The sequence below is a fragment of the Haematobacter sp. genome, from assembly GCF_032102465.1.
Taxonomy (GTDB): Bacteria; Pseudomonadota; Alphaproteobacteria; order Rhodobacterales; family Rhodobacteraceae; genus Haematobacter.
In genome coordinates this window covers 92,964-114,357 of the sequence record NZ_DAMDHB010000010.1, presented here as the reverse complement: position 1 = coordinate 114,357, position 21,394 = coordinate 92,964, and the positions used below count along the sequence as shown (strand labels likewise).

Sequence of the window (21,394 nt, the reverse complement as noted above, 5' to 3'; positions counted from 1 at the left end):
CTGATCATGACCTCAGGCCATCCGGGAAATTACACAACCTCGACGGACGTGACCGCCGGCGCGGGACATGTGTCCAAGAGCGCGGGTGCTTCCGAGATGTCCGCATGTTGGCCGTGGCTAAGGGTGAAGGCCACCGCTCGCCCACAACCATCTGTCAGAGCATGGATTTTGGTGGTTAGACCGCCACGCGAGCGCCCGATGGCCTGACTCTGCGCCCGCCTTTTCCGCCGTGTGCGGAGCGGTGGGCATGCACGGCGGTGCTGCCGATGCTCAGCTCGTCCGGCAGTTCGGCCTGTGTGGCCAGCGTGGCGAAGATGCGCCCCCAGAGGCCGCGATGGCTCCAGCGGTTGAAGCGATTGTAGATCGTCGTAGGTGGGCCGTATTCTGGCGGGCAATCCTCCCACCGGCAGCCGATCCGCAGCACAGGGATGATCCCGCTGATGACGCGACGGTCATCCACCCGCCGCGCCCCAGGCTGGTTCTTCGGCAAGAGCGGCTAGATTGCCGCCCACGCCCGGTCCGCAAGCCAAAAGCCACCCGACATCGCTTACCGCCCCTGACCAGTACCGAAAGTGAATTAGAAGATGCACATAAAAAGCAAGTCTCTGATTGGGTTTGGAGCCTAACTTAGTTGCCTAGCCATGCGATCTGCGGAGCGGTGGTAGCGGATGCCTGCTCCAGTGCATGGAGAACAAGACCTGATTGGGCCGAAGTGCTCGGTATGCCAACCGGCGATGCGTCTGCCATAGGCATCAGTATAAAAGTGACGTAAACTAATATTCCAAGTGAGGACGGGTGCTCGCTTGCCACGATCAATTTCAGTCTTCTGGACTCAGTCATTCAGTGTTTGGGGCGTGCCACCGATCTTCGCCATGATAGACATGACTACCAACGAGAACCGTTCTGACCCCTATTGTCAAAAGACAACGACCTCGCGCGCTCCAGGCGAAAACCTCTTGGTCGTCTTGTCTATAATGCTCCATCCCGCTCGAGAACTGGAACGTCACAAAAACCCGGCATGGTTCAAGCAAATAGTGACCCACGCAGAAGTTACAGACCTTTACCGATTGCTTAAGCATGCTTAACAATCGCGCACGACCTACCCTTATCTAATATCTCATGACTTACCCCGGCGCTAACAACGTAGGGCAGCGTCGAACTCCGCTAATCAGTAACTTTCTTCACAAATTGCGACTTAAGTCCAATCGCCCCGATTCCCGGGATTCTGCAATCAATGTCGTGATCACCATCAACCAACCGAATGCTGCGCACCTTGGTGCCGACCTTGATAACGCCAGACGATCCCTTGAGCTTGAGATCCTTGATCACGGTGACGGTGTCGCCATCCGCTAGGAGATTGCCTACGCTATCGCGCACCTCGGTACGGCCCTCAATGGGACCGGTAAGAGGCCATTCATGCCCGCACTCGGGACAGTTAAGCAGTGTTTCCCCCTCGTAGGTGTAGGTGGAGCGACACTCGGGGCAGGGAGGCAAAGGTTCTATCATACCTCGGCCTATATCAGAGCGGGGCAGGTCGAGGCGAGACGAAATCATCGCCGTCGTTCTCGATGGACCGACTGTCTCTCGATCCCTTCTATCGGCTATTGGCAACTCAGCCGCCTCTCGCCCGATTCTGGAAGAGGACAGTAAGGCGGTTATCATGTTTCATAAGTTACCCTTCAAAAGCCTCATTGCAGCAACGTGGCTTCCCATCCAGACGCGGGCTGGCAGGGGACGGACCGTCGCACTCCAACATGATCTTGGAGGGGCTGCGATTTCCTTGAATCCGCCCATTGTGCTCTTGCCCGAGGATAATGCGCGATCTGCCATCAACTAGGGGCTGCGCGGACGAGGCATTTCCCCCGCCGCGTAGAAAGAGGAGAAGAGACTGAGCGGAAATCAGGCATCGGGCCGCCAGCCTGAACTAGCTTCGGCTGACATAACCGCAGATGCCGCCGATTAGCGGCGATGTTCAAGGCAGGATCGGTACAGCCGCAATTTTGGACCGACCGCCCCTCAACGCGCACCGTTTCCCGACATCGAGGGCTTGCGCCTCCAGACACCGACGAGCGCAGGCTCTTCCGCCGTGCGCCCGTCTGATGCCGTCATTTGGTTTTCTCAGCGACGGCTTTGGAAACCTTGTCTTTGGTGCTGGGTGCGGCAGCAATCACCTTCGGCTTTACCGCCTTCGGTTTCTTCTCATCGCGTTTTCGCTTGTCCATGCCCTTGGCCATTGGCCTGCTCCTCAGAACTGCCGCCTAAATCGACGGTTCAGACAAATTAGACCTTTGCGGGAAGATAGATAGCCCTTTCTCAAAGGGGGGCGTCCGGCAGCGCAATCGTCATGGATGCTTCAAGCCGGAGAATGGGTGAGGGCCTCTTGAAACCATCCATATACCATCCATATACCATCCAAATGGAACAAGGAGTGCTGTCATGGCGGGACACACACTCACCAAGATGACAGACAGCGAGAAGATCACCCTGAATCTGGGTTACGTCGATCTGGGACGGATCGACCTTCTGGTGCAGGAGGGGTTTTATTCCAACCGCAGCGACTTCATCCGCACGGCGATCCGCAACCAGCTGGCCGCTCATGACGAGGTCGTGACCCGGTCGCTTGAGCGTAACACCATGGATCTCGGCTTGCGCACGATCACCCGAGCCGAGCTTCAGGCGCTGCGCGAGAAGGGGGAGCGGCTGCATGTCAGTGTCGTCGGCCTCGCGCGGATTGCGCCTGACGTGACCCCCGAACTCGCCGTGGCAACCATCGGTTCGATCACCGTGCTCGGCGCTTTGCAGGCAGGCGACGACATCCGGAAAGCACTCGGCGACCGTATCCACTAATCACCTGAACCAAGGAATTGCAGCATGAAACCACTCGACCTCGGCGCGCTGCGCCGGGCGATTGCCGACGTACGCCCAGGCAATGCCCATGATCTCGTACGCCGCACCCTCGCGCAGCACGGTCTCGCCGCTGACGGCAGCGGCGCAGCGGCGACAAATCCGCTTTCCGCGCTTTCCGCGCTGTCCGGCATGGGCGCAAGACTGGACACTGCGCCGACAGAGCGGCTGGTTCCGGGTGCGCGCTTCGACAGTGGGCACTTTGTCTGCGATGCGGGGGGGCGTGAGTATCTGAAGTATGTCCCCGCCAGCGCCGCGAATGGTGCTGCAGGGGTGATCATGATGTTGCATGGCTGCACCCAGAACGGCGCCGATTTCGCGGTGGGCACCGGGATGAACGCGCTTGCCGAACAGCATCGGCTCATCATCGTCTATCCGCGGCAGTCGCGGGGCGATAACGCGCAGTCTTGCTGGAACTGGTTCAGCCCCGGTGACCAGCGCCGGGGCAGGGGCGAGCCGGCGATTCTTGCCGGCCTCGCCTCCGAGATTTCAAGGGACCACGATATCCCCCCGGCACTGACCTTCGTCGCCGGACTGTCGGCAGGGGCGGCGATGGCGGTGATCCTTGGCCAGACATATGACGATGTCTTCGCCGCTGTGGGTGCGCATTCGGGACTGCCATTCGGCAGTGCAAGGGATGTGCCATCGGCCTTCGCGGCCATGGGGGGCAGGGCAGGCGAGATCGCCCACAGACGGGACCTGCGCGCCACACCTACGATCATCTTCCAGGGCAGCGCGGATCAGACCGTGCACGGATCGAATGCGGGCCGGATCGGGGCAGACGTCCTTGCCGCCGGGCCGAAGCAGACGCTTCTGGACAGGATTTCCGGGCAGACGAATGGGCGCAACTTCGTCCGCGAAACCACCACGGCAAGCGACGGGGCGGTGCTGCTGGAGCATTGGACGATTGAAGGCTTGGGCCATGCCTGGTCCGGCGGAAATCCTCGCGGCACCTACAGCGATCCCAAGGGTCCTGATGCAAGCGCCGAGATGGTGCGCTTCTTTCTCAGCCTGCGGAAAGACTAGGTTGCCGCCGCGGCAAGGATTTGCAGCGTCACGCGACAACCTCCCGTGATGCCGGCCAGACGACCGGCCTCTTCTAGGTGCCTTCCAACGACTGGATGGAGGATTACTGGACGGAGAACGTGCGCTATCAGACAGGCGCGTCTATCTGAGCTAGGGCTTCCGCATCAAGCGGATGTCCGCCGATCATATCGGCGCCCTGCCCGCCCGTGCGGCGACGGTGGAATTCCGCGGCACCGGCAACCAGATCACGCCGCCATTCGACAAGGCCCCGCCCAACTGGTGTTCGAAAGCATGGACGCGATCTTTGTGATCTATCTGCTGGATGGCACGGGGGCGGTGGTGGAGAACCTGCATCAGGCGGGCGCGGGGGTGGGGTGTTTCCTCACCCCGCATCCAGGCCGCTACAGTTTGCAGATCAACGCGTCCCGCGGCTGGGATGCGGCTGGAGCCGCCGTGATGGGACCAATGTCCTATTTGCTCCGCGCGCTGCAGGGGGATGCTGGCAGGGCGCGGGGTTCCGCCACGGGGCGCTCCGGGCGCTAGGATCGACCTGCGGGGGTCGGAGGGAGCCGGCCACCGCAGGGAAGGGGGAAACCAAACGGCGCAGGCGATGGCCGATGGGGCGCAGGATTTGCGGACCGCGCTGATGTGGATGACCATCCGCTGCTCTGCGACGCGCTGTCCATGACGCCGACCGGGCCCCGTGGGGATCGGGGAGGTGGCGGCGGTAGGCAGCCTAGCGGCGGCGCTGGACCTGGAGGCGTGGCCGTTATTGCTGGACCTCAACCTGCCCGACTTGGATGGGATCGAAGGCGTGGTGCGGATGCGGCAGGCGGCGCCGATCATCGTCGTCTGCGACATAATATAATAAAGTCAATTAATTACGTTACTGCTCCCCATCATCCTGATGACTATGAGGGGAATGTTTCTGTTTCATCCCTGCCACCCGGGAGAAGTTTCACCCCTTTTCAGATCAAATTTCAGAAGCCCCCTCCGATTTACTACAGTAACTCGGTAGACTAACATTACTTTATCGCTTCCTGACCGTGATCCAAGATGACATATCTACTGAGCCTTCTGGACAAGAGCCCTGTCGCAACGGCGACCGATACGGATGCCCTGGCCGCCACCATCGCGCTGGCAGAGGCTGCCGACCGGCTGGGCTACCATCGCTACTGGCTGGCCGAGCATCACGGGTTCGACGCACTCGCCAGCGCCGCGCCGGAGCTTCTTGTTGCCCATCTGCTGGCACGGACCCGGGCGCTTCGGATCGGCACCGGCGGCATTCTCCTGCAACACTACAGTCCCTACAAGGTGGCGGAGATCGCTTCCGTGCTGAGCCATCTCGGGCCGGGGCGGGTGGATATCGGGATCGGCAAGGCGCCCGGAGGCCTTCCGCAGAGCATTCGCGCGCTGCAATCCGAACGCCTGACACCGCGGGACTTCAATATCAAGCTGGCGGAGCTGGATGGCTGGCTCAAGGGACGCCCGTCCGGCGCCGAACTGCGGCCCGCACCGCGGCAGGGGCTGGAACTGTTCCTGCTGGGCGCGAGCCCCGATAGCGCCCAGAGGGCGGCGGACCTCGGCTGGGGTTATGTCCATGCCGGGCATCACGACGGCGATGCGGACAGCCTGCGCGCGACGCTCGCCCTCCACGCTGGGGGCAAGGGCGCCTCACTGCTCTCGGTGACGGCCTTTGCCGCGCCCTCGCGCAGCGAAGCGGAGCAGGCGGTGGTGGACCTGCGGGTCTATCGCCTGCAACTGCCCGGCGGGCAGGCAGTGAACCTCGGCTCCCTTGCCGCGGCTGAGGCCTATGCGGCAGAGTCAGGGGCGCAGGACTACAGCATCAGCGAACGCCGTCCCCGGATCGTCGCAGGCACGGGAGAGGACATTCACGAGGAACTGGCCAGCCTGCAACGCGATCATGGCGTGCGGGAATTCATCCTCGACATTCCGGTTGCGGATGCCGCGCGGCGGCTCCGTTCCATCCAACTCATCGCCCGGGCGCGTCAGCGCCGGGCCGCGTGAACAGGAGCAGGCACATGGCCGCAGACATTACTTTCGGGATCATGCTTCAGGGCGCGGGCGGGCATATGAACGCCTGGAAACACCCCTCCGGTCCGGCGGATGCGAGCGTGAACTTCGACTTTCTCGCCCGGACGGCGCGCAAGGCAGAGGCGGCGGGCATCGCTTTCGCCTTCGTGGCCGACGGGCTGTATATCAACGAAAAGTCGATCCCGCATTTCCTCAACCGCTTCGAGCCGCTGACGCTGCTCTCGGCACTCGCACGGGAAACGACAAAGATCGGCCTCGCCGGGACGGTCTCCACCTCCTATTCGGACCCGTTCACCGTGGCGCGGCAGCTGGCGTCGCTCGACCTGCTGTCCGGGGGGCGCGCGGGCTGGAACGTGGTGACGACACCTCTGGAAGGCTCCGCGCTGAACTATTCGCGCGCCCATCCCGAACACGCGCTGCGCTACGAGATCGCCGACGAATATCTGGAGGTCACGCAGGGTCTCTGGGACAGCTGGGACGAGGATGCGATCCCGCGTGACCGGGAGACGGGCCGGTTCTTCGACCCCGAAAAGCTGCACACGCTGAACCACAAGGGACGCTTCTTCCAGGTGACGGGGCCGCTCAACGCGCCGCGCTCCAAACAGGGGCAGCCGGTGATCTTCCAGGCGGGATCGTCGGATGCGGGCATCGGGCTTGCCGGGAAATATGCCGATGCCGTGTTCACCCATTCTCCCGATCTCGACGAAACCCGCGCCTTCACCAATCGCGTCAAGGACGCTGCTCAGGCACATGGCCGGGCGCGCTCCGACGTGAAGGTGTTTCCCGGCATCGCCCCGATCATCGGGCGGACATCTGCGGAGGCGGAGGAGAAATACCGGATCATCCGCGACCTGATCTCCGTGGAGGAAGCACTGGCCTATCTGGGCCGTTACTTCGAGCACCACGATTTCAGCCAGTATGACCCGGACGCCCCCTTTCCCGATCTGGGCGATCTCGGCCGGAACTCCTTCCGCTCCACCACGGATCGGATCAAGCGCGTGGCCCGTGAAAAGGGTCAGACCCTGCGTGAAGCGGCCCTTGCCGCCGCCACGCCCCGGCCGAATTTCATCGGGACCGGGCCGGATGTGGCGCGGGAGATCATCCGCTGGATCGACGCGGGCGCGTGTGACGGCTTCATCCTGGGCTTTTCCGTCATCGCGGAGGGGCTTCAGGACTTCATCGACCTCGTGATCCCGGAGCTTGAGGCGCAGGGCCGGTACAACCGCGAGCTTCCGGGAGAGACTTTGCGGGACCATCTCGGCCTGCCATTCCGGGAAAGCCGCTATCGCGCGGGGCCGCTCCCGCAGGCCGCAGCCGTATAGGAGAACGTCATGACCGTGGCAGAACGGATCACGGCGCCCCAAGGCGCCGCACGGGAGAGGATTGCCGAAACCATAGATGAATTCGTGGTGTTGCGGCAGGAACTGCACCATCACCCCGAGCTGGCCTTTCAGGAGCGCCGGACCTCCGCACGGATTGCCGCGCTGCTGGAAGGCTGGGGCTACGACGTCACCCCCCTCGCCGGGACCGGGGTGATTGGGACGCTCCGCAACGGGGAGGGGCGGCGGCTGGCGATCCGCGCCGACATCGACGCGCTGCCGATCCATGAGGCGACCGGCCTGCCCTTCGCCTCCGCCGTGCCGGGGGTAATGCATGCCTGCGGCCACGACGGGCATACGGCGATCCTGCTCGCCGCGGCGCGCTATCTGGCGGAAACGCGGCGCTTCCGGGGCACGCTGCACCTGATCTTCCAGCCCGCCGAGGAGATAGGGCAGGGCGCCCGGCGGCTGATCGGCGAAGGATTGTTCGACCGCTTTCCCGTGGATGCCATCTTTGGCCTGCACAACTGGCCGGGGGTGGAGGAGGGGCGTTTCGGCTTCATCGAAGGGCCCGCAATGGCCGGCATAGATCAGGTGGATTTCCGTGTGCGCGGCAAGGGAGGCCACGGCGCCGCCCCGCATGAGGCCGTGGATCCCGTCGTGGCCGCCGCCCATGCCATCACCGCGCTTCAATCCGTCGTCGCCCGCAATGTCGATCCGCTGGAGGCAGCGGTGGTGACGGTCGGCACGATCCACGGGGGGGCCGCGTCCAACGTCATCCCTGACAGTGTGGAGATGAAGCTGACGCTCCGCTCCTTCTCCGCCCGAACGCGGGAAGTGCTTGCCGCCCGCGTTCCCGCGCTGCTGACCGGCGTGGTGCAGGCGCTGGGGGCCACCCCGTATATCGACTACCGCCCGGGCTTTCCGGCGGTGGTCAACCACCCGGCCCAACTCCGCATCGCGCGGGGTGCGGCGTTGGCCGCCTTGGGAGAGGAGGGGGTGCTGCCCATCCTCGCGCCGCGCACGGCGAGCGAGGATTTCGCGTGGTACCTTCAGGAGGTGCCGGGCGCGTTCCTGATCCTCGGCAATGGAGAGGGCGCGCCCCTCCATTCCCCGGAATACCGCTTCAACGACGCCATCCTGTTGCCGGGAGCCACCCTCTGGGCCGCCCTGGTCGAAGGTTTTCTTTCGGGAGACATCCAATGACACCCATCGTCCTCCTCCGGTCCTCTCCGCACACGCCGGAGGCCCAGCCGCTGATCGAGGATCTGATCCGCGAATACGACATCCGTTACGGCACCACGTTCGACCCCGCCGGGGCGCGGGCGGAGGTCTATCGCTATCCGCCCGCCGCCTTTGCTCCCCCATCCGGGGATTTCCTCCTCATCCGGCGCGAGGATGAGACGATCGGAGGCGGGGCCTTCATGCGCCATGACGCCGATACGGCCGAGCTGAAGCGCATCTGGACCCGGCCCGATCTGCGCAAGCAGGGGCTGGCGCGGCGGATCGTTCTGGCGCTGGAGGAAAGCGCCGCGGCGCTCGGCTACACGCGTCTCTATCTCACCACAGGGTTCCGGCAACCGGAGGCGGAGGCGCTTTACGTCTCGCTTGGCTACCGGCGGCTTTTCGACCCGGCGGTTGACCGCGCCCTTTATCGGACACTGCCGTTCGAGAAACATATCGGTGCCAAGGCCGGTCAGCCGGGCACGACGGCGCTGAAGGAACCGGCTGCCACCCCGGAGGAAGCGACCGAACGCACCCGCGCGGCCAAGGCGGCCCATGCCACGAAGGTCGCCGCCGAACACGCTTTCCGAGAGGCGGCGGAATGAAACGCGCGGCCCTTACGCCCGCGCGTCTTCCCGGTCGCCCTGCCACGTCCCTCGCGCTGCGGCATCGCCGCGCAGCCGTTTCCCTCCGGCCCGGCGCCCTTTCGGCAGGAAAGGACATGAGATGACCGCCACCGATTTCTCCACCACCACCACCGCAACTCCGCGACAGCCGGGGCGCTTCGACGGGCTGCGCATCGTGCCCTCCCGCAACTACGGTCGTCTCTTCGGAACGCTGGCCGGCGCCGTGGTGCTGGCGGCGGTGCTGAATTCGGTGCTGGGCAATCCGCGCTGGGGCTGGCCGGTCTTTGCGGAATGGTTCTTCTCGGAACCTGTGATGGTGGGGCTGGGGCGGACGCTGTGGCTCACGCTGCTCGGGTCGATCTTCGGCTTGGCCCTCGGCACGGTGCTGGCGCTGGCACGGGTGTCATCCTCGCCGCTGATGGTTGCTGTCGCCTGGGGGTTCATCTGGCTGTTCCGGTCCATTCCGCTGATCGTCCTGCTGCTGCTGCTCAACAATCTCGGCTACCTGTATGAGACGCTGTCCATCGGCATTCCCTATACCGCGATCACCTTCTGGACCTATCCGACCACCCAGTTCCTGACGCCGTTCTGGGCGGCGGTGATCGGCCTCACCCTGAATCTCGGCGCGTTTTCGGCCGAAGCGATCCGGGGCGGGATCCTCTCCGTCGATCAGGGTCAGCATGAGGCGGCAGCGGCGCTCGGTCTGCCCAAGGGTCTTCAGTCGCGGCGCATCGTTCTGCCGCAGGCCATGCGGGCGTTTCTGCCCACCGCCTTCAACGAGGTAATCGGTTTGGCCAAGGGGACATCCATGGTCTATGTCCTTGCGATACCGGAACTTTTCTATACCGTGCAGATCATCTACCGGCGCAATCTGGAGGTGATCCCGCTGCTGATGGTGGCGACGGTATGGTATCTCTTCATCCTGTCCGTCCTGTCGCTCGTGCAGTATTTCGTGGAACGTCATTTCGCCCGCGGCGCGCTGCGCAATCCCCCGCCCAACCTCTTCCGTGCAGTCCTGGAACGCGGCGGGGTCCTCTCCCCGAGGAGGGCAGGCTCACCGCAGACGGCAGCCGTCCTGTCTTCCGCGTCGTCTGCCGGCTGGGCGGAGGCGCTCCCGTCTGGCGGCACGGTGAATGTCGAGCATGTCTCCAAGAGCTATGGGGCGAACAAGGTGCTCAACGACGTGTCCCTGACCTTTCCGGCAGGCTCGGTCACCGCGATCCTCGGTCAGTCTGGCTCCGGCAAATCGACGCTGCTGCGCTCCATCAATCACCTTGAGCGGGTGGACGAGGGCTTCATCTCCATCGACGGAGAGCTGATCGGCTACCGCCAGGAGGGCGACGCGCTTCATGAGCTGCGGGAGCGGGACATCCTGAAACGGCGGGCCGATGTCGGCATGGTGTTCCAGAATTTCAACCTGTTCCCGCATCTGACGGTGCTGGAGAACATCGTCACCGCTCCCCTCGCCGTCCGCGGCCTGTCCCGGGAGGCGGCGGAGCGGCTGGCGCGGGATCTGCTTGCCCGCGTCGGGTTGGCCGACAAGGCCGGGGCCTATCCGCGCCAGCTTTCCGGCGGCCAGCAGCAGCGGGTGGCCATCGCTCGGACACTTGCCCTGAAGCCCAAGGTGCTGCTCTTCGATGAGCCGACCTCCGCCCTCGATCCCGAACTGGTGGGGGAGGTGCTGGCGGTGATCCGGGAACTCGCGCGCTCCGGCGTCACGCTCGTCATCGTGACGCACGAGATGGGCTTCGCGCGGGAGGTCGCCGACACCATCGTGTTCATGGACCGGGGCAGGGTGGTGGAATCCGGGCCTCCCGAGCGGATCTTCAGCCGCCCCGAGCATCCCCGCACGGCGGAGTTTCTGGGCCGCGTGCTCTGATCCCCGTGCCCGTGGCCGCGGCCCCTCCCGTCGCGGCCGTGCTGCCCCCGTCTCCGCGCCGCCCTTCCCGGTGCGGAGACGGGGGCAGCCGAAATAGTTGCGGCCGAACCGCTTCATCGCCGATGACCGCGACCTGCCGCCCGAAATCTCATGATCTCCTGTCTTGCAAAGAGGCTTCCCATGTTTCCCTCCCTGCTGAGAGGCGCGGCCGTGATCGCTGCGACAGCGCTGTTCCCCCTGCTTCCGGCCCACGCCGCCGCGCCTGCGGTCGATCTCAGCCCAGAGCAGCCTGACCGCATCCGCACAGACCGGGTGGAGGGCGCCATCGCGGCGCTGCCCGCCGGTTTCCGCTTCGTGTCGCCGGGCAAGCTCACCGTGGCCTCCGTGCCGGGCAGGCTGCCCTTCGCGGTCTATGCGACGGATACAAGCACGCCTGTCGGCGGTGAACCGGACGTCGCGCAACTGGTGGCCGACAGCCTCGGTCTGGAACTGCAGCTGATCCCTGTGGCCTGGGCCGACTGGCCCCTTGGCCTTGCCTCCGGGAAATACGATGCGGTGATCCACAACGTCACCGTGACGGAGGAGCGCAAGGAGAAGTTCGACTTCGCCACCTACCGCACCGATCTGCTGGGCTGGTATGTCGCCGCCGCCAGCCCCATCACCCATATCGACAAGGCGGCAGACATCGCGGGGCTGAAGGTGTCCGTCTCCTCCGGTACCAATCAGGAGCAGATCCTGCTGCGCTGGATCGAGGAGAACCGCGCGCAGGGCCTGCCCACGACGGAAGTTCTCTATTTCGACGATCAGCCGGTGCTGGACCTCGCGCTCCAGTCCGGGCGCATCGATGCCTACCTTGGTCCCAATGCCACCTCCGCCTTTCAGGCCGCGCAGGAGGGCAAGACCCGCGCCGTGGGTACCCTCTCCGGCGGCTGGCCCGTCACGGCGGAGATCGCGGTGGCGGTGAAGAAGGGGTCCGGTCTTGCCTCCGCGGTGGCCACGGCTCTGAACGCGCAGATCGCGAACGGCACCTATGCCCGGACACTGGCGCGCTGGAACCTCTCGGCCGAGGCCATCACCGAAAGCCGTGTCAACCCGCCCGGCCTTCCGAAGAAGTAAGCGCCCTTCTTCAACTACAGCATCAGACGATTGGACCATGCCATGATCCCCGCTTTCTCCCGCCGTGGTTTCACCCGATTCATCACCAGCTTTGCCATTGGCATGGCCTTCACCTCCGCCTGCGGGCCAGGCTGGGCCGCGGCGGATGTGTTCGATCTTGACCCAGATCGCGACGATCTGATCCATACGGCCAGGAACCCGGCGGCCATCGCGAGGTTGCCCGAGGGTTTCGCCTTCGCCACTCCGGGCTTCTTCACCATCGCGAACACGGCCTCCGGCGGGCCACCGCTTTCCACATATGCGAATGACGCAAAGACCGTAGTAGGCGCCGATCCCGACATCGCACGCCTGATCGCCGATGCGCTGGGGCTGGAACTGAAGACGGTGGTCGTGGCCTGGGCGGACTGGCCGCTGGGGCTTGTCTCCGGCAAGTACGACGCCGTGATCTCCAACGTCGGGGTGACGGAGGAGCGCAAGGAGAAGTTCGACTTTTCCACCTACCGGCAGGGGCTGCACGGGTTCTTCACGCTTGAGGGGCGGGGGATCGGCCCTATCGCCGAACCGAAGGACATCGCGGGGCTGCGGATCATCGTCGGCGCCGGCACCAATCAGGAGCGCATCCTGCTCGCCTGGGACAAGCTGAACCGGGCAGCCGGGCTTTCCCCGGCGGAGCTGCAGTATTTCGATGACGAGGCCACGCGGCTCATCGCGCTCCGCGCTGGCCGGGCGGATGTGATCGTTCAGCCGAATGCCCAGCTTGTCTATATCGCCGCGCGGGACGGGGATATCCGCCGTGTCGGCACGCTCTCCGCCGGCTGGCCGGAGCGGTCCGATGTGGCGGTCACGACGCGGAAGGGGTCGGGCCTTGCAGAAGCGGTGACGGAGGCCATCAACGGCGCGATCCGCGACGGAAGCTATGCCGCCGTTCTGGAGCGCTGGCAGTTGACGGAGGAGGCCCTTCCCGAAAGCCGCACCAATCCGCCCGGCTTGCCCAGATATTGATGAGGTGATGCGCATGGATTTCGATCACATTGCCTTCCTCGTGCCCGGCAACTACGCCGAGGAGGATCCCTTCACGGGGCTGGAGGCGACGCTCCGCCTGTTCGAACTGGGCGAGCGGCTGGGATACGACAGCGGGTGGGTGCGTCAGCGGCATCTGGAACGCGGGATCTCCTCGGCGGCGACGTTCCTTGCCGCCGCCAGCCAGCGGACGCGTTCCATCGGCCTCGGCACGGCGGTGATCCAGCTCGGCTATGAGCACCCGTTCAGGCTGGCGGAGGATCTCGCCACGGTGGACGTGCTCTCCCGCGGGCGGTTGAACGTGGGAGTTTCCGTCGGACACCCTCCCTTTGCCGCGCTGATCGGCGGTTATCCGGTGGAAGGCGACTACGGCCACACGCGGGCGGAGGAGCTGGCCCGGCTGATCGCCAGCCCGCCGCTCAGCCCTGAACGGGTCGCAGGCAATGCCTCCGGCGCACAGGTGCCACGGCTGCAACCCGTGGCCCGCGGGCTGTCGGAGCGGCTTTGGTATGGCGGCGGTTCGCAGCGTTCCGCGGTCTGGGCAGGCGGCGCGGGGTTTCATCTGCTGACCGGCAACATCGTTTCGGGCGAGGGGACCGATGACTTCCTGACGGCGCAGCGGCGGCTCATCGACGCATTCCGCCGCGCGGGAGGGGGGCGCGTGGGCCTTGGCCGTGTGATCCTGCCGACGGACAGCGCCGATTTCGCAACGCGACGCCGCTATGTCGATTTCGCCCGCAGCCGCCACGCCCGGACGCTGGAACCGCAGGGCGCGCGGCGAACGCTGTTCCTTCCCGATATCGTCGGGACGGTAGAGGAGATCGCCGCTCTCCTTTCCCGCGATCCCGTAGCGGCGACCGCCCGTGAATTGCGTCTCGAACTCCCCTACGAATTAGCGGTGGAGGATTACGAGCAAATCCTGACCGACATGGCGAGGCTGCTGCCGGAATGGCGCAGCGCAGATCAAACGACGCAGAAGGAGGCCGTCTGATGTTCGAACCCGGTTCGATTTCCCGGCAGACCCCGTCCCCGTCCGCCCACCCTTGTGCCGATCCTGCGGGTGCAATCCACGGCGATATCACTGCGCTCATCGGTAACACGCCGCTGCTGGAGCTTCATCGCTTTCGCCGCGTTCATGGCCTTGGTGCGCGCATCGTCGCGAAGGTGGAATATCTGAACCCGGCGGGAAGCATAAAGGACCGCACCGCCTGGGCCATCATCCGGGAGGGGGAGCGGTCCGGGAAGCTCCGTCCGGGGGCGCTGATCTTTGACCTGACCAGCGGCAATACTGGCATCGGTCTCGCAGCCATCGGGGCTGCACGCGGCTATCGCACCCGCTTCTACACCCGGGACTGCATCAATCCCGGCAAGATCGACCTGTTGCGCAGCTATGGGGCGGAGGTGGTGCAAATACCGAACCGGCGCTTTCTCGAGCCGAATGCGAGAGACATCCTGCTGGCGGAGATAAAGGCGCTGAACCCGGACGGATTCTTTGCCGATCAGATCGGCAATCCCGCCAATCCCCGCATCCATTATGAAACCACCGGGCCGGAGATCTGGCGCGACACCGGGGGCCGCATCGATGCGCTGGTCGCGACCGTCGGGACGGGCGGCACCGTTTCCGGGGCGGGGCGCTATCTCCGGGAGCGCAATCCCGCCCTCCACGTAGCCGTGGTGGAGCCTTCGCTCGCCTCCCTGCCGTCGGAGGCCGATCCCTATCCGGATCAGATCGAGGGCGTGCACCGTGTCTCCGACATCCCGGTGGAAGCCCTGCCGGGTGTCTATGATCCGGCTCTTGCCGATGAATGGCTGGAAGTGGGCACGCCCGAGGCCCGCGCGGCGGCGACATCGCTTTGCCGGACAGAGGGCCTGTTCGTCGGCCTGTCCGGCGGGGCGGCCATTGCCGCGGCGGCCCGCCTCGCGGCACGGCCGGAAATGGCCGGCCGGCTGATCGCCACGATCCTCGCCGATAGCGGTGAGCGCTACCTCGCCCCGCCGGTCACCGGACAGGGCGGCGTTGGACCGCGCCAGCCGCTGCCGGGGGCGGAGCGGCCCAACGCCGCCTGTGAGCCGAGGTGCTCATAACGCTGCGCGGCGGCCCTCCCATATCATCGGCCGGGGCAGGCCCTTCGGCCCGGAAACACGCCGGACATCGAGACCGGCGTGGCGGAAAGGCAGCCGCCGGCGGAGGCATTCCGTGCCGGGATCAGGCTTCCTTGGACTGCAATGCTCCGCCATTTCGTTTGGTCAGTCTTTTGATGCTCGTTCCCAAGGGTCCGCCACCGCGCGCGGCCTCCCGAATTCGGGACGAGCGCGAATGCCGGAGACGAGATGCGAGCAAGCATTCGGGCGCGTGTCAGGGTGGCGGATGGTTCCTCGCCTCCAAACGACAGAAGCCGGTCCCCTGCCCGGCGTGCCAGCGCCTTGGCCGCCGACCTTCCCGCCGGGCCGAGGGTCGCTATCATCGTGTTCCGGGTTGTGGATGGCAGGCATGCTCGCCGATGATCATGATGCCAGTGAGATGTGCCTCGCCAGGGAGCGATCCCTTCAGTTGCGGCGCGATGCGCGTCCGATTTTCGCGGGGACAGGATATGAACCCGCAGCCCAACCCGGCCATGGGGCATGGGCCTCTCCCCATGAAAGGCTGCCGTTGGGGAGGCGTTGGCAGGGATGACCGGAAATGGGACCATCCCGCAGGTTCTACGCGCCCGGCACTGTCGGGGCAGGATGACGCTGGTCGGGATTATCCCGGCGGGGCACCCTGACCTCCGGCATCGCGCTGATGAGCATGCGGGCATAGTCGCTTCGTGGCGCATCGAAGACCGTCTGGCAATCGCCCTCCTCCACGATCTCGCCGCGATAGATGAGCGCCACGCGATCACACAGATAGCGCACGACGCCGAGATCGTGGCTGATGAAGAGGTAGGTCAGCCCGAGACGGTTCTGCAGGTCGATGAGCAGGTTCAGCACCTGTGCCTGCACGCTCACATCCAGCGCGGAGGTCGGCTCGTCCAGAAGCAGCAGGTCAGGCCCGGAGGCCAGAGCGCGTGCGATGCAGATCCGCTGCCGCTGACCGCCCGAGAATTCGTGAGGGTAGCGGTGCATATGCTGGGGGCCAAGGCCGACAAGCGCGAGAAGCTCTGCCGCCCGCTCGGTCCGCTGGCGTGGGGTGAGGTTCAGGATGTCATGGTGGATGACCATCGGCTCCGTCACGATGTCATGAACCGACATGCGCGGATTGAGGGAGGCATAGGGGTCCTGAAACACGATCTGCACCCGCGCCCGCAGCCGCCGCAGCTCCGCAGCCGACAGGTGCGACAGATCCTGCCCCTCGAACCGTATGCTGCCGGATGTCGGCAGATCGAGCTGCAGGATGGACCGGGTGAGCGTTGTCTTGCCGGAGCCGGATTCGCCTACCAGGCCGAAACTTTCGCCCCGGTTTACGGTCAGGGACACATCTTTCAGCGCCGCCACTTCGGCCGAACGGCCGAACAGGCCGCGGCGGCCGGGAAATACCTTGGAGACATGGGAAATCTCCAGCACCGGCACACCGGGGCTTGCCGGTGCGGCTCGCAGGGTCGGGGAGAGGTCAGGCATGGGCGGCCTCCTTGCCATGAGCGGTGATCTCGCCCGCCCGCAGGCAGGCCGCGATATGGCCGGGCCCGACCGTCACCGGCGGCGGCAGGCCGTCGCGGCAGGCAGAGACCGCCAGCGCGCAGCGGGGTGCGAAACGGCATCCGGGCGGCGGGGTGACAAGGTTCGGCACCTGTCCCGCCAACCCTTTCAGGTCACCCCGTTGCGTCTCCCGCGTCGGGATAGCGGCCATGAGAGCGCGGGTATAGGGATGCACCGGGCGCCCGATCACCTCCGCTACCGGACCCGCCTCCACGATGTTGCCCGCATACATGACGGCGACGTGGGAGCATGTCTCGGCCACCACGCCGAGATTGTGAGTGATCAGGATGACACCCATGTCACGCTCCGCCACCGCCTGCTTGACGAGGTTGAGGATCTGGGCCTGCACACTCACGTCGAGGGCCGTTGTGGGCTCGTCGGCGATGAGGAGGTCGGGTTGTCCGATCAGCGCCATTGCGATCAGCACCCGCTGTCGCATCCCGCCCGAGAACTGGTGCGGATAGGACTGGAGGCGTGTCTCCGCCTCTGGGATGCCGACGCTGGCGAGCATGCGTGCCGCCAAGCGCCACGCGGCGCGCTTGCGCTCCCGCCCCGAGGCATTGGAGGGACAGTCAAGGATCGACGGCTCCTGTCGTGCGGCTGCCAGCGCGACATCGGCCAGCTGTTCACCGATGCGGAACGCGGGGTTCAGGTTGGTGGTCGGATCCTGAAATATCATGCCGATACGCTTGCCGCGAAGGGGCTGCATCTCTGCTTGCGAAAGCTTGAGCAGGTCGCGCCCGGCGAAGCGGATCTCGCCCCCGGCGTACCGCGCGGGCGGGGAGGGCAAAAGGCGGGAGATCGACAGGCCCGTCAGCGACTTGCCGCAGCCGGATTCGCCGACCAGCCCCCATATCTCGCCCCTTGCCACGGTCAGGTCGATGCCATTCAGCACCTGCGCCTCGCCTTCGAAACTCCGCATGGTCAGGCGAAGGCCCCGGATGGACAGCAGCGTATCCGGCATCTCAGCGCCTCCCCTTCGGATCGAGCACGTCGCGAAGCCCGTCTCCCAGCAGGTTGAAGCCGAAAACCGCGACAAACATCGCCACCCCCGGCGCCATCGCCGTCCACCAGTAGTCCGGCATGTAGGACCGGGAGACGGAAAGCAGGGTGCCCCATTCCGGCGTCGGCGGCCGCACCCCGATACCGATGAAGCCAAGCCCCGCGACCGTCAGGATGGCAAAACCCATGTCGAGCGACATCTTGACGATCACCGGCGAGACGACATTCGGCAGCACATGGCGGAACAGCACGCGGGAAGGTCTGGCCCCCAGAGCGCGGGCGGCAGTGACGTAGTTCTCCTCCCGCGTGGCCAGAACCTCACCCCGCACGAGCCGTGCATAGCCCGGCCACCACGAGAGCGAGATGGCGATCACCATGTTCAGAAAACCCGGACCCAGCGCCGCGGCGATTGCCATGGCGAGGATCAGCGAGGGAATCGTGAGGACCAGATCGGTGAAGCGCATCAGCGCTTCATCGATCCAGCCCCCCGCGAACCCGGCGACAGCGCCGATCAGGGTGCCGATGATCGTGCCGATCAGCACCACGCTGAACGCCGCCAGCACCGAAACCGTCGTGCCCGCCATGACGAGCGACAGCACGTCCTGCCCAAGCTCGTTGGTGCCGAACGGATGGGTGAGGGAGGGGGGCAGGAACCGCGCCGCAGTATCGACACCGCCCGCGACATGTTCCGGGTAGGGGGCGAGCCATGGGCCGAAGAGGGTCAGGAAGACCACCGCCGCGACCAGCAGCGCGCCGATGACGGAGAGCTTGCTTTGCCGGAAGCGGAACAGCGCGCGCCGCAGCCGGTCGGTGCCGGGTGCCGGCTCAGGCCCTGTTTCGGACGGGGCAGAGCCGAGGGAGGAGGTATCGGGGACGTCGGTCATGAATAGCGGACCTTCGGATTGATGACGCCATAGGCGAGATCGATGACGAGGTTGGCGATGATGAACAGAAGCCCGATCACCAGCGCCACGGCGATCACCGGCATCATGTCCTGCGCGAGGATCGCCTTGGTGGCATAGAGGCCGAGCCCGGGCCAGTCGAAGACCGTTTCCACCAGAACCGTGCCGCCCAGCAGCCAGCCGAAGTAAAGTCCGATCACCGTGAGCGTGGCGGAGACCGCGTTCCGGGCCACGTATTTTCGGATGATCTTTCCGCGGGGCAGGCCGAGCGCGCGGGCGGTGGTCACATAGTCCTGCCCCATCACTTCGATGGTGGATGCGCGCATCATCCGCATGATCGTGGCCAGCGGGGAAAGAGACATTGCGATGGCGGGCATCGCGAGGTGTTTCAGCACGATCACGAAGGTTTCCCAGTCACCGGAAAGCAGTGCGTCGATGGTGTAGAACCCCGTGACGGTCGGCGGCGGGTCGAGGATGATCGGTAACCGCCCCCCCAGCGGCAGCCACATCAACCACATGGCGAGGCACAGCTGAAGCAGCAGCCCAAGAAAGAACCGCGGCATGGAAATCGCGCCGATCGCTGCGATTTGGCTCAGATAATCGGGCCAGCGGTTGCGCCAGACGGCAGTGACGAGGCCCAGAGGAATGCCGATGACGACGGCGAGCGTCAGCGCTGCCAGCACGAGTTCCAGCGTGGCGGGCAAATAGGCCGCGATGTCCTCCGCCACCGGCCTGCGCGTGGAGAGAGAGGTGCCGAGGTCGCCATGGGCAAGGCCCCCGACATAATGAAGATACTGCTCCCAAACCGGCCGGTCGAGACCGAACTCCCGCGCCAGTGCCTGCACTTCGGCGGGTGTGGCGTTGGGGCCGGCGGCAAGCCCCACGGGATCGCCCGGAAGAAGCCGCGCGATGGCGAACATGATGATCGTAAGCCCGATCAGAACGGGCACGAGCAGCAGCAGCCGCCGGAGGATGAACTGGACCATCGCGCTGTCCTTTCGCTGGAAGAGGGGCTTCGCGCCCCCGGCTGGCGGGGCAGGGGCAGGGGGCACCGCCCCCTGAGGCTGTCAGAGGGAGAGGGGCCAGGCCTCGATTGCGTTGGAGGCAACGGGGCTGAAGCTGTAGCCCTTCACCGCGTCCCGCATACCGAGCTTGCGCCGCTCGATGACGCCGAAGATATCGGGCGCATCGGCCACGACCCTGCGCTGGAACTCGGCATAGATCGCCTTGCGTTCCTCGGGGTCGAGCGTGGTGCGGCCCTTTTCGATCAGGGCATCCACCTCCGGGTTGCTGTAAACCGCGTTCTGCCAGCCTCCGTTGCGGGAGGAATGGTAGGCGGCAAAGGCGATGTTGTCGGGGTCGCCGTAGTTGGCCGTCTGATAGACCGGAAACAGATCGGGGAAGGTGTCGGGCGACTGACAGGCGGCCACCATATCCGGCCAGTTCATCGGCTGGATGTCGAGGCCGATGTTCAGCTGCTTGAGGCTGTCGAGCAGGATGAGCGACCAGCGGCGCTGCTGCTCAAGGCCCGAGACATGCACCATGCGGAGAGTGAAGCCACCTTCCGGCGTGGCGGTCTTGGAGAGGTATTCCTTCGCCCTTGCCAGATCGGTCCGATAGACTTCCAGCGTGGGATCGAAGCCGAAGATGGTGGAGGGGAGCGGCCCCTGCATCAGATCGGCATAGCCCGCGGCGTCAAGGATCCCCTGGTAGTTCGTCGCGCATGAAATGGCCTTGCGCAGATTGGGATCGGAGAGCGGCCCCTTGACCGTGTTCATCTTGATGGAGAAGGTCCGGTATTCCGGCTCGATCACGCGGACCACACCGGGGGCGTCCTTCAGCGCGTCCATGTCCTCGGAGGTCAGATCGACGGCGATATGCGCCTCTCCCCTTTGCAGCATGAGGCGCTGGGTCGCCGTTTCGCGCACGATCTGCCAGATGACGCCCTGAAGGTTGCCGCCCCCCGGCTGCCAGGCATCCTCCACCCGTGCGAGATAGTGCAGCGTACCCGCCTGCGACCGCTTCAGCGCGAAGGGGCCGGAACCGGCAAGGTTCTTCATCAGCCAGCCTTCGCCGTTATCGCTGCCAAGGTTGGCCTCCACAGCCGCTTTCTCGGCGATGAACATCCACGGCAGAACCTGGAGAAAGGCAGCGAAAGGTGAGGAGAGCTTGAAGCGCGCGGTCTGCGGATCGACTGCCGTCACGTTTTCGGGCGTGACGATGCCGCGGATCATCCAGGCATTGCCCTTGGCGAGCTTGATCGCGCGCTGGAAGGAATAGACCACATCCTCTGCCGTCACCGGCTTGCCGCTGTGGAACTTTGCGGCCGGGTTCAGATGAAAGACGTATTCGGTCCCGTCCGTGCTGATTTCCCAGCTTTGCGCGATGGCTGGCACCGGCTCCGGCGGGTTGCCCGCGATGCGCACCAGCGGGTCATAGGTGTTGCGCAGGAAGAAGGAGGCCGAATACCCGGTTGCGGTATGCGGATCGAAATTCGGGATGTCCTGGCCGGACGCGATGATCAGGACGCCCTTGCCCGACTGGGCGAAGAGAGCGCGCGGGAATGTCGCTGCCGCCAGACCGGCCCCCGCCATGGCGAGCAGGCCGCGGCGGGTCAGGGGAAGCGAGACAGGGGTCGTCATCTCA

The 21,394-nt window shown here is 65.3% G+C and carries 20 protein-coding genes and 2 pseudogenes; 14 read left to right on the top strand and 8 right to left on the bottom strand.

All coding sequences use genetic code 11. The features are described from left to right. Positions 1–59: 59 nt before the first annotated feature. From RT513_RS08955 to RT513_RS08945, 3 genes and pseudogenes are all read right to left on the bottom strand, one after another. A pseudogene (locus tag RT513_RS08955) lies at positions 60–490 on the bottom strand (IS5 family transposase); the annotation flags it as partial. Between the two features lie 674 nt (positions 491–1,164). Continuing rightward, positions 1,165–1,506: a zinc ribbon domain-containing protein YjdM gene (locus tag RT513_RS08950; protein WP_290686432.1), complete on the bottom strand. Its 342-nt coding sequence runs from the start codon at positions 1,504–1,506 to the stop codon at positions 1,165–1,167. Between the two features lie 599 nt (positions 1,507–2,105). Next, complete coding sequence (locus RT513_RS08945) at positions 2,106–2,234, bottom strand: hypothetical protein (RefSeq protein WP_290686435.1); 129 nt, start codon at positions 2,232–2,234, stop codon at positions 2,106–2,108. A 202-nt stretch (positions 2,235–2,436) separates the two neighbouring features. Between RT513_RS08945 and RT513_RS08940 the strand changes: the two genes are divergently transcribed. The 14 genes and pseudogenes from RT513_RS08940 to RT513_RS08880 all read left to right on the top strand — a co-directional run bounded on the left by RT513_RS08940 (position 2,437) and on the right by RT513_RS08880 (position 15,254). Continuing rightward, positions 2,437–2,847, top strand: coding sequence for a CopG family transcriptional regulator (locus tag RT513_RS08940; RefSeq protein ID WP_290686438.1), 411 nt, complete (start codon positions 2,437–2,439; stop codon positions 2,845–2,847). 24 nt (positions 2,848–2,871) lie between these two features. Continuing rightward, positions 2,872–3,930 carry an alpha/beta hydrolase family esterase gene (locus RT513_RS08935; protein WP_290686441.1) on the top strand — a complete coding sequence of 353 codons (1,059 nt, stop codon included), beginning with the start codon at positions 2,872–2,874 and terminating at the stop codon, positions 3,928–3,930. Positions 3,931–4,221: 291 nt separating this feature from the next. Then, positions 4,222–4,473, top strand: a complete 252-nt coding sequence (locus RT513_RS08930; protein ID WP_290686443.1) for a hypothetical protein — start codon at positions 4,222–4,224, stop codon at positions 4,471–4,473. A 175-nt stretch (positions 4,474–4,648) separates the two neighbouring features. After that, positions 4,649–4,798, top strand: a complete 150-nt coding sequence (locus tag RT513_RS08925; protein ID WP_290686446.1) for a hypothetical protein — start codon at positions 4,649–4,651, stop codon at positions 4,796–4,798. 188 nt (positions 4,799–4,986) lie between these two features. After that, entirely contained in the window at positions 4,987–5,958 is a 972-nt protein-coding gene (locus RT513_RS08920; RefSeq protein ID WP_290686449.1) for an MsnO8 family LLM class oxidoreductase, read from the top strand. Positions 5,959–5,972: 14 nt separating this feature from the next. Continuing rightward, positions 5,973–7,307: an LLM class flavin-dependent oxidoreductase gene (locus tag RT513_RS08915; protein ID WP_290686452.1), complete on the top strand. Its 1,335-nt coding sequence runs from the start codon at positions 5,973–5,975 to the stop codon at positions 7,305–7,307. A 9-nt stretch (positions 7,308–7,316) separates the two neighbouring features. Next, entirely contained in the window at positions 7,317–8,510 is a 1,194-nt protein-coding gene (locus RT513_RS08910; RefSeq protein WP_290686455.1) for a M20 aminoacylase family protein, read from the top strand. Further along, positions 8,507–9,133: a GNAT family N-acetyltransferase gene (locus RT513_RS08905; RefSeq protein WP_290686458.1), complete on the top strand. Its 627-nt coding sequence runs from the start codon at positions 8,507–8,509 to the stop codon at positions 9,131–9,133. The genes RT513_RS08910 and RT513_RS08905 overlap by 4 nt, the downstream gene beginning before the upstream one ends. After that, a pseudogene (locus tag RT513_RS20835) lies at positions 9,084–10,055 on the top strand (amino acid ABC transporter permease); the annotation flags it as partial. The gene RT513_RS08905 and the pseudogene RT513_RS20835, both read left to right, overlap by 50 nt. A 228-nt stretch (positions 10,056–10,283) precedes the next feature. Continuing rightward, positions 10,284–11,033 (top strand): amino acid ABC transporter ATP-binding protein, encoded by a 750-nt coding sequence (locus RT513_RS20830; RefSeq protein WP_290686684.1) that lies wholly within the window; start codon positions 10,284–10,286, stop codon positions 11,031–11,033. Between the two features lie 180 nt (positions 11,034–11,213). Continuing rightward, positions 11,214–12,149: an ABC transporter substrate-binding protein gene (locus RT513_RS08895; protein WP_290686461.1), complete on the top strand. Its 936-nt coding sequence runs from the start codon at positions 11,214–11,216 to the stop codon at positions 12,147–12,149. A 42-nt stretch (positions 12,150–12,191) separates the two neighbouring features. Next, entirely contained in the window at positions 12,192–13,151 is a 960-nt protein-coding gene (locus RT513_RS08890) for an ABC transporter substrate-binding protein (RefSeq protein WP_290686464.1), read from the top strand. 13 nt (positions 13,152–13,164) lie between these two features. Then, positions 13,165–14,160, top strand: coding sequence for an LLM class flavin-dependent oxidoreductase (locus RT513_RS08885; protein ID WP_290686467.1), 996 nt, complete (start codon positions 13,165–13,167; stop codon positions 14,158–14,160). Next, positions 14,160–15,254: a PLP-dependent cysteine synthase family protein gene (locus RT513_RS08880; RefSeq protein ID WP_290686470.1), complete on the top strand. Its 1,095-nt coding sequence runs from the start codon at positions 14,160–14,162 to the stop codon at positions 15,252–15,254. The genes RT513_RS08885 and RT513_RS08880 overlap by 1 nt, the downstream gene beginning before the upstream one ends. Before the next feature lie 615 nt (positions 15,255–15,869). Here the strand turns inward: RT513_RS08880 and RT513_RS08875 are convergent. From RT513_RS08875 to RT513_RS08855, 5 genes are all read right to left on the bottom strand, one after another. Next, entirely contained in the window at positions 15,870–16,766 is an 897-nt protein-coding gene (locus tag RT513_RS08875; protein ID WP_290686473.1) for an ATP-binding cassette domain-containing protein, read from the bottom strand. Then, the gene (locus RT513_RS08870) at positions 16,759–17,808 is read right to left on the bottom strand and encodes an ABC transporter ATP-binding protein (RefSeq protein WP_290686476.1); all 1,050 of its coding nucleotides are present in this window, start codon (positions 17,806–17,808) and stop codon (positions 16,759–16,761) included. The genes RT513_RS08875 and RT513_RS08870 overlap by 8 nt, the downstream gene beginning before the upstream one ends. Before the next feature lies 1 nt (position 17,809). Beyond that, entirely contained in the window at positions 17,810–18,730 is a 921-nt protein-coding gene (locus tag RT513_RS08865; RefSeq protein WP_290686479.1) for an ABC transporter permease, read from the bottom strand. Then, on the bottom strand, positions 18,727–19,734 hold the full coding sequence (locus RT513_RS08860) for an ABC transporter permease (protein WP_290686482.1): 1,008 nt from the start codon (positions 19,732–19,734) through the stop codon (positions 18,727–18,729). The genes RT513_RS08865 and RT513_RS08860 overlap by 4 nt, the downstream gene beginning before the upstream one ends. Before the next feature lie 81 nt (positions 19,735–19,815). Next, on the bottom strand, positions 19,816–21,390 hold the full coding sequence (locus RT513_RS08855) for an ABC transporter substrate-binding protein (RefSeq protein WP_290686485.1): 1,575 nt from the start codon (positions 21,388–21,390) through the stop codon (positions 19,816–19,818). Positions 21,391–21,394 lie beyond the last annotated feature (4 nt).

Coding starts and splice junctions, on each gene's coding strand:
- RT513_RS08950 (WP_290686432.1), bottom strand. CDS start 1,506: ATGATAGAACCTTTGCCTCCCTGCCCCGAGTGTCGCTCCACCTACACC.
- RT513_RS08915 (WP_290686452.1), top strand. CDS start 5,973: ATGGCCGCAGACATTACTTTCGGGATCATGCTTCAGGGCGCGGGCGGG.
- RT513_RS08875 (WP_290686473.1), bottom strand. CDS start 16,766: ATGCCTGACCTCTCCCCGACCCTGCGAGCCGCACCGGCAAGCCCCGGT.
- RT513_RS08930 (WP_290686443.1), top strand. CDS start 4,222: ATGGACGCGATCTTTGTGATCTATCTGCTGGATGGCACGGGGGCGGTG.
- RT513_RS08880 (WP_290686470.1), top strand. CDS start 14,160: ATGTTCGAACCCGGTTCGATTTCCCGGCAGACCCCGTCCCCGTCCGCC.
- RT513_RS08870 (WP_290686476.1), bottom strand. CDS start 17,808: ATGCCGGATACGCTGCTGTCCATCCGGGGCCTTCGCCTGACCATGCGG.
- RT513_RS08945 (WP_290686435.1), bottom strand. CDS start 2,234: ATGGCCAAGGGCATGGACAAGCGAAAACGCGATGAGAAGAAACCGAAG.
- RT513_RS08885 (WP_290686467.1), top strand. CDS start 13,165: ATGGATTTCGATCACATTGCCTTCCTCGTGCCCGGCAACTACGCCGAG.
- RT513_RS08895 (WP_290686461.1), top strand. CDS start 11,214: ATGTTTCCCTCCCTGCTGAGAGGCGCGGCCGTGATCGCTGCGACAGCG.
- RT513_RS08920 (WP_290686449.1), top strand. CDS start 4,987: ATGACATATCTACTGAGCCTTCTGGACAAGAGCCCTGTCGCAACGGCG.
- RT513_RS08860 (WP_290686482.1), bottom strand. CDS start 19,734: ATGGTCCAGTTCATCCTCCGGCGGCTGCTGCTGCTCGTGCCCGTTCTG.
- RT513_RS08905 (WP_290686458.1), top strand. CDS start 8,507: ATGACACCCATCGTCCTCCTCCGGTCCTCTCCGCACACGCCGGAGGCC.
- RT513_RS08910 (WP_290686455.1), top strand. CDS start 7,317: ATGACCGTGGCAGAACGGATCACGGCGCCCCAAGGCGCCGCACGGGAG.
- RT513_RS08890 (WP_290686464.1), top strand. CDS start 12,192: ATGATCCCCGCTTTCTCCCGCCGTGGTTTCACCCGATTCATCACCAGC.
- RT513_RS08855 (WP_290686485.1), bottom strand. CDS start 21,390: ATGACGACCCCTGTCTCGCTTCCCCTGACCCGCCGCGGCCTGCTCGCC.
- RT513_RS08940 (WP_290686438.1), top strand. CDS start 2,437: ATGGCGGGACACACACTCACCAAGATGACAGACAGCGAGAAGATCACC.
- RT513_RS08935 (WP_290686441.1), top strand. CDS start 2,872: ATGAAACCACTCGACCTCGGCGCGCTGCGCCGGGCGATTGCCGACGTA.
- RT513_RS08865 (WP_290686479.1), bottom strand. CDS start 18,730: ATGACCGACGTCCCCGATACCTCCTCCCTCGGCTCTGCCCCGTCCGAA.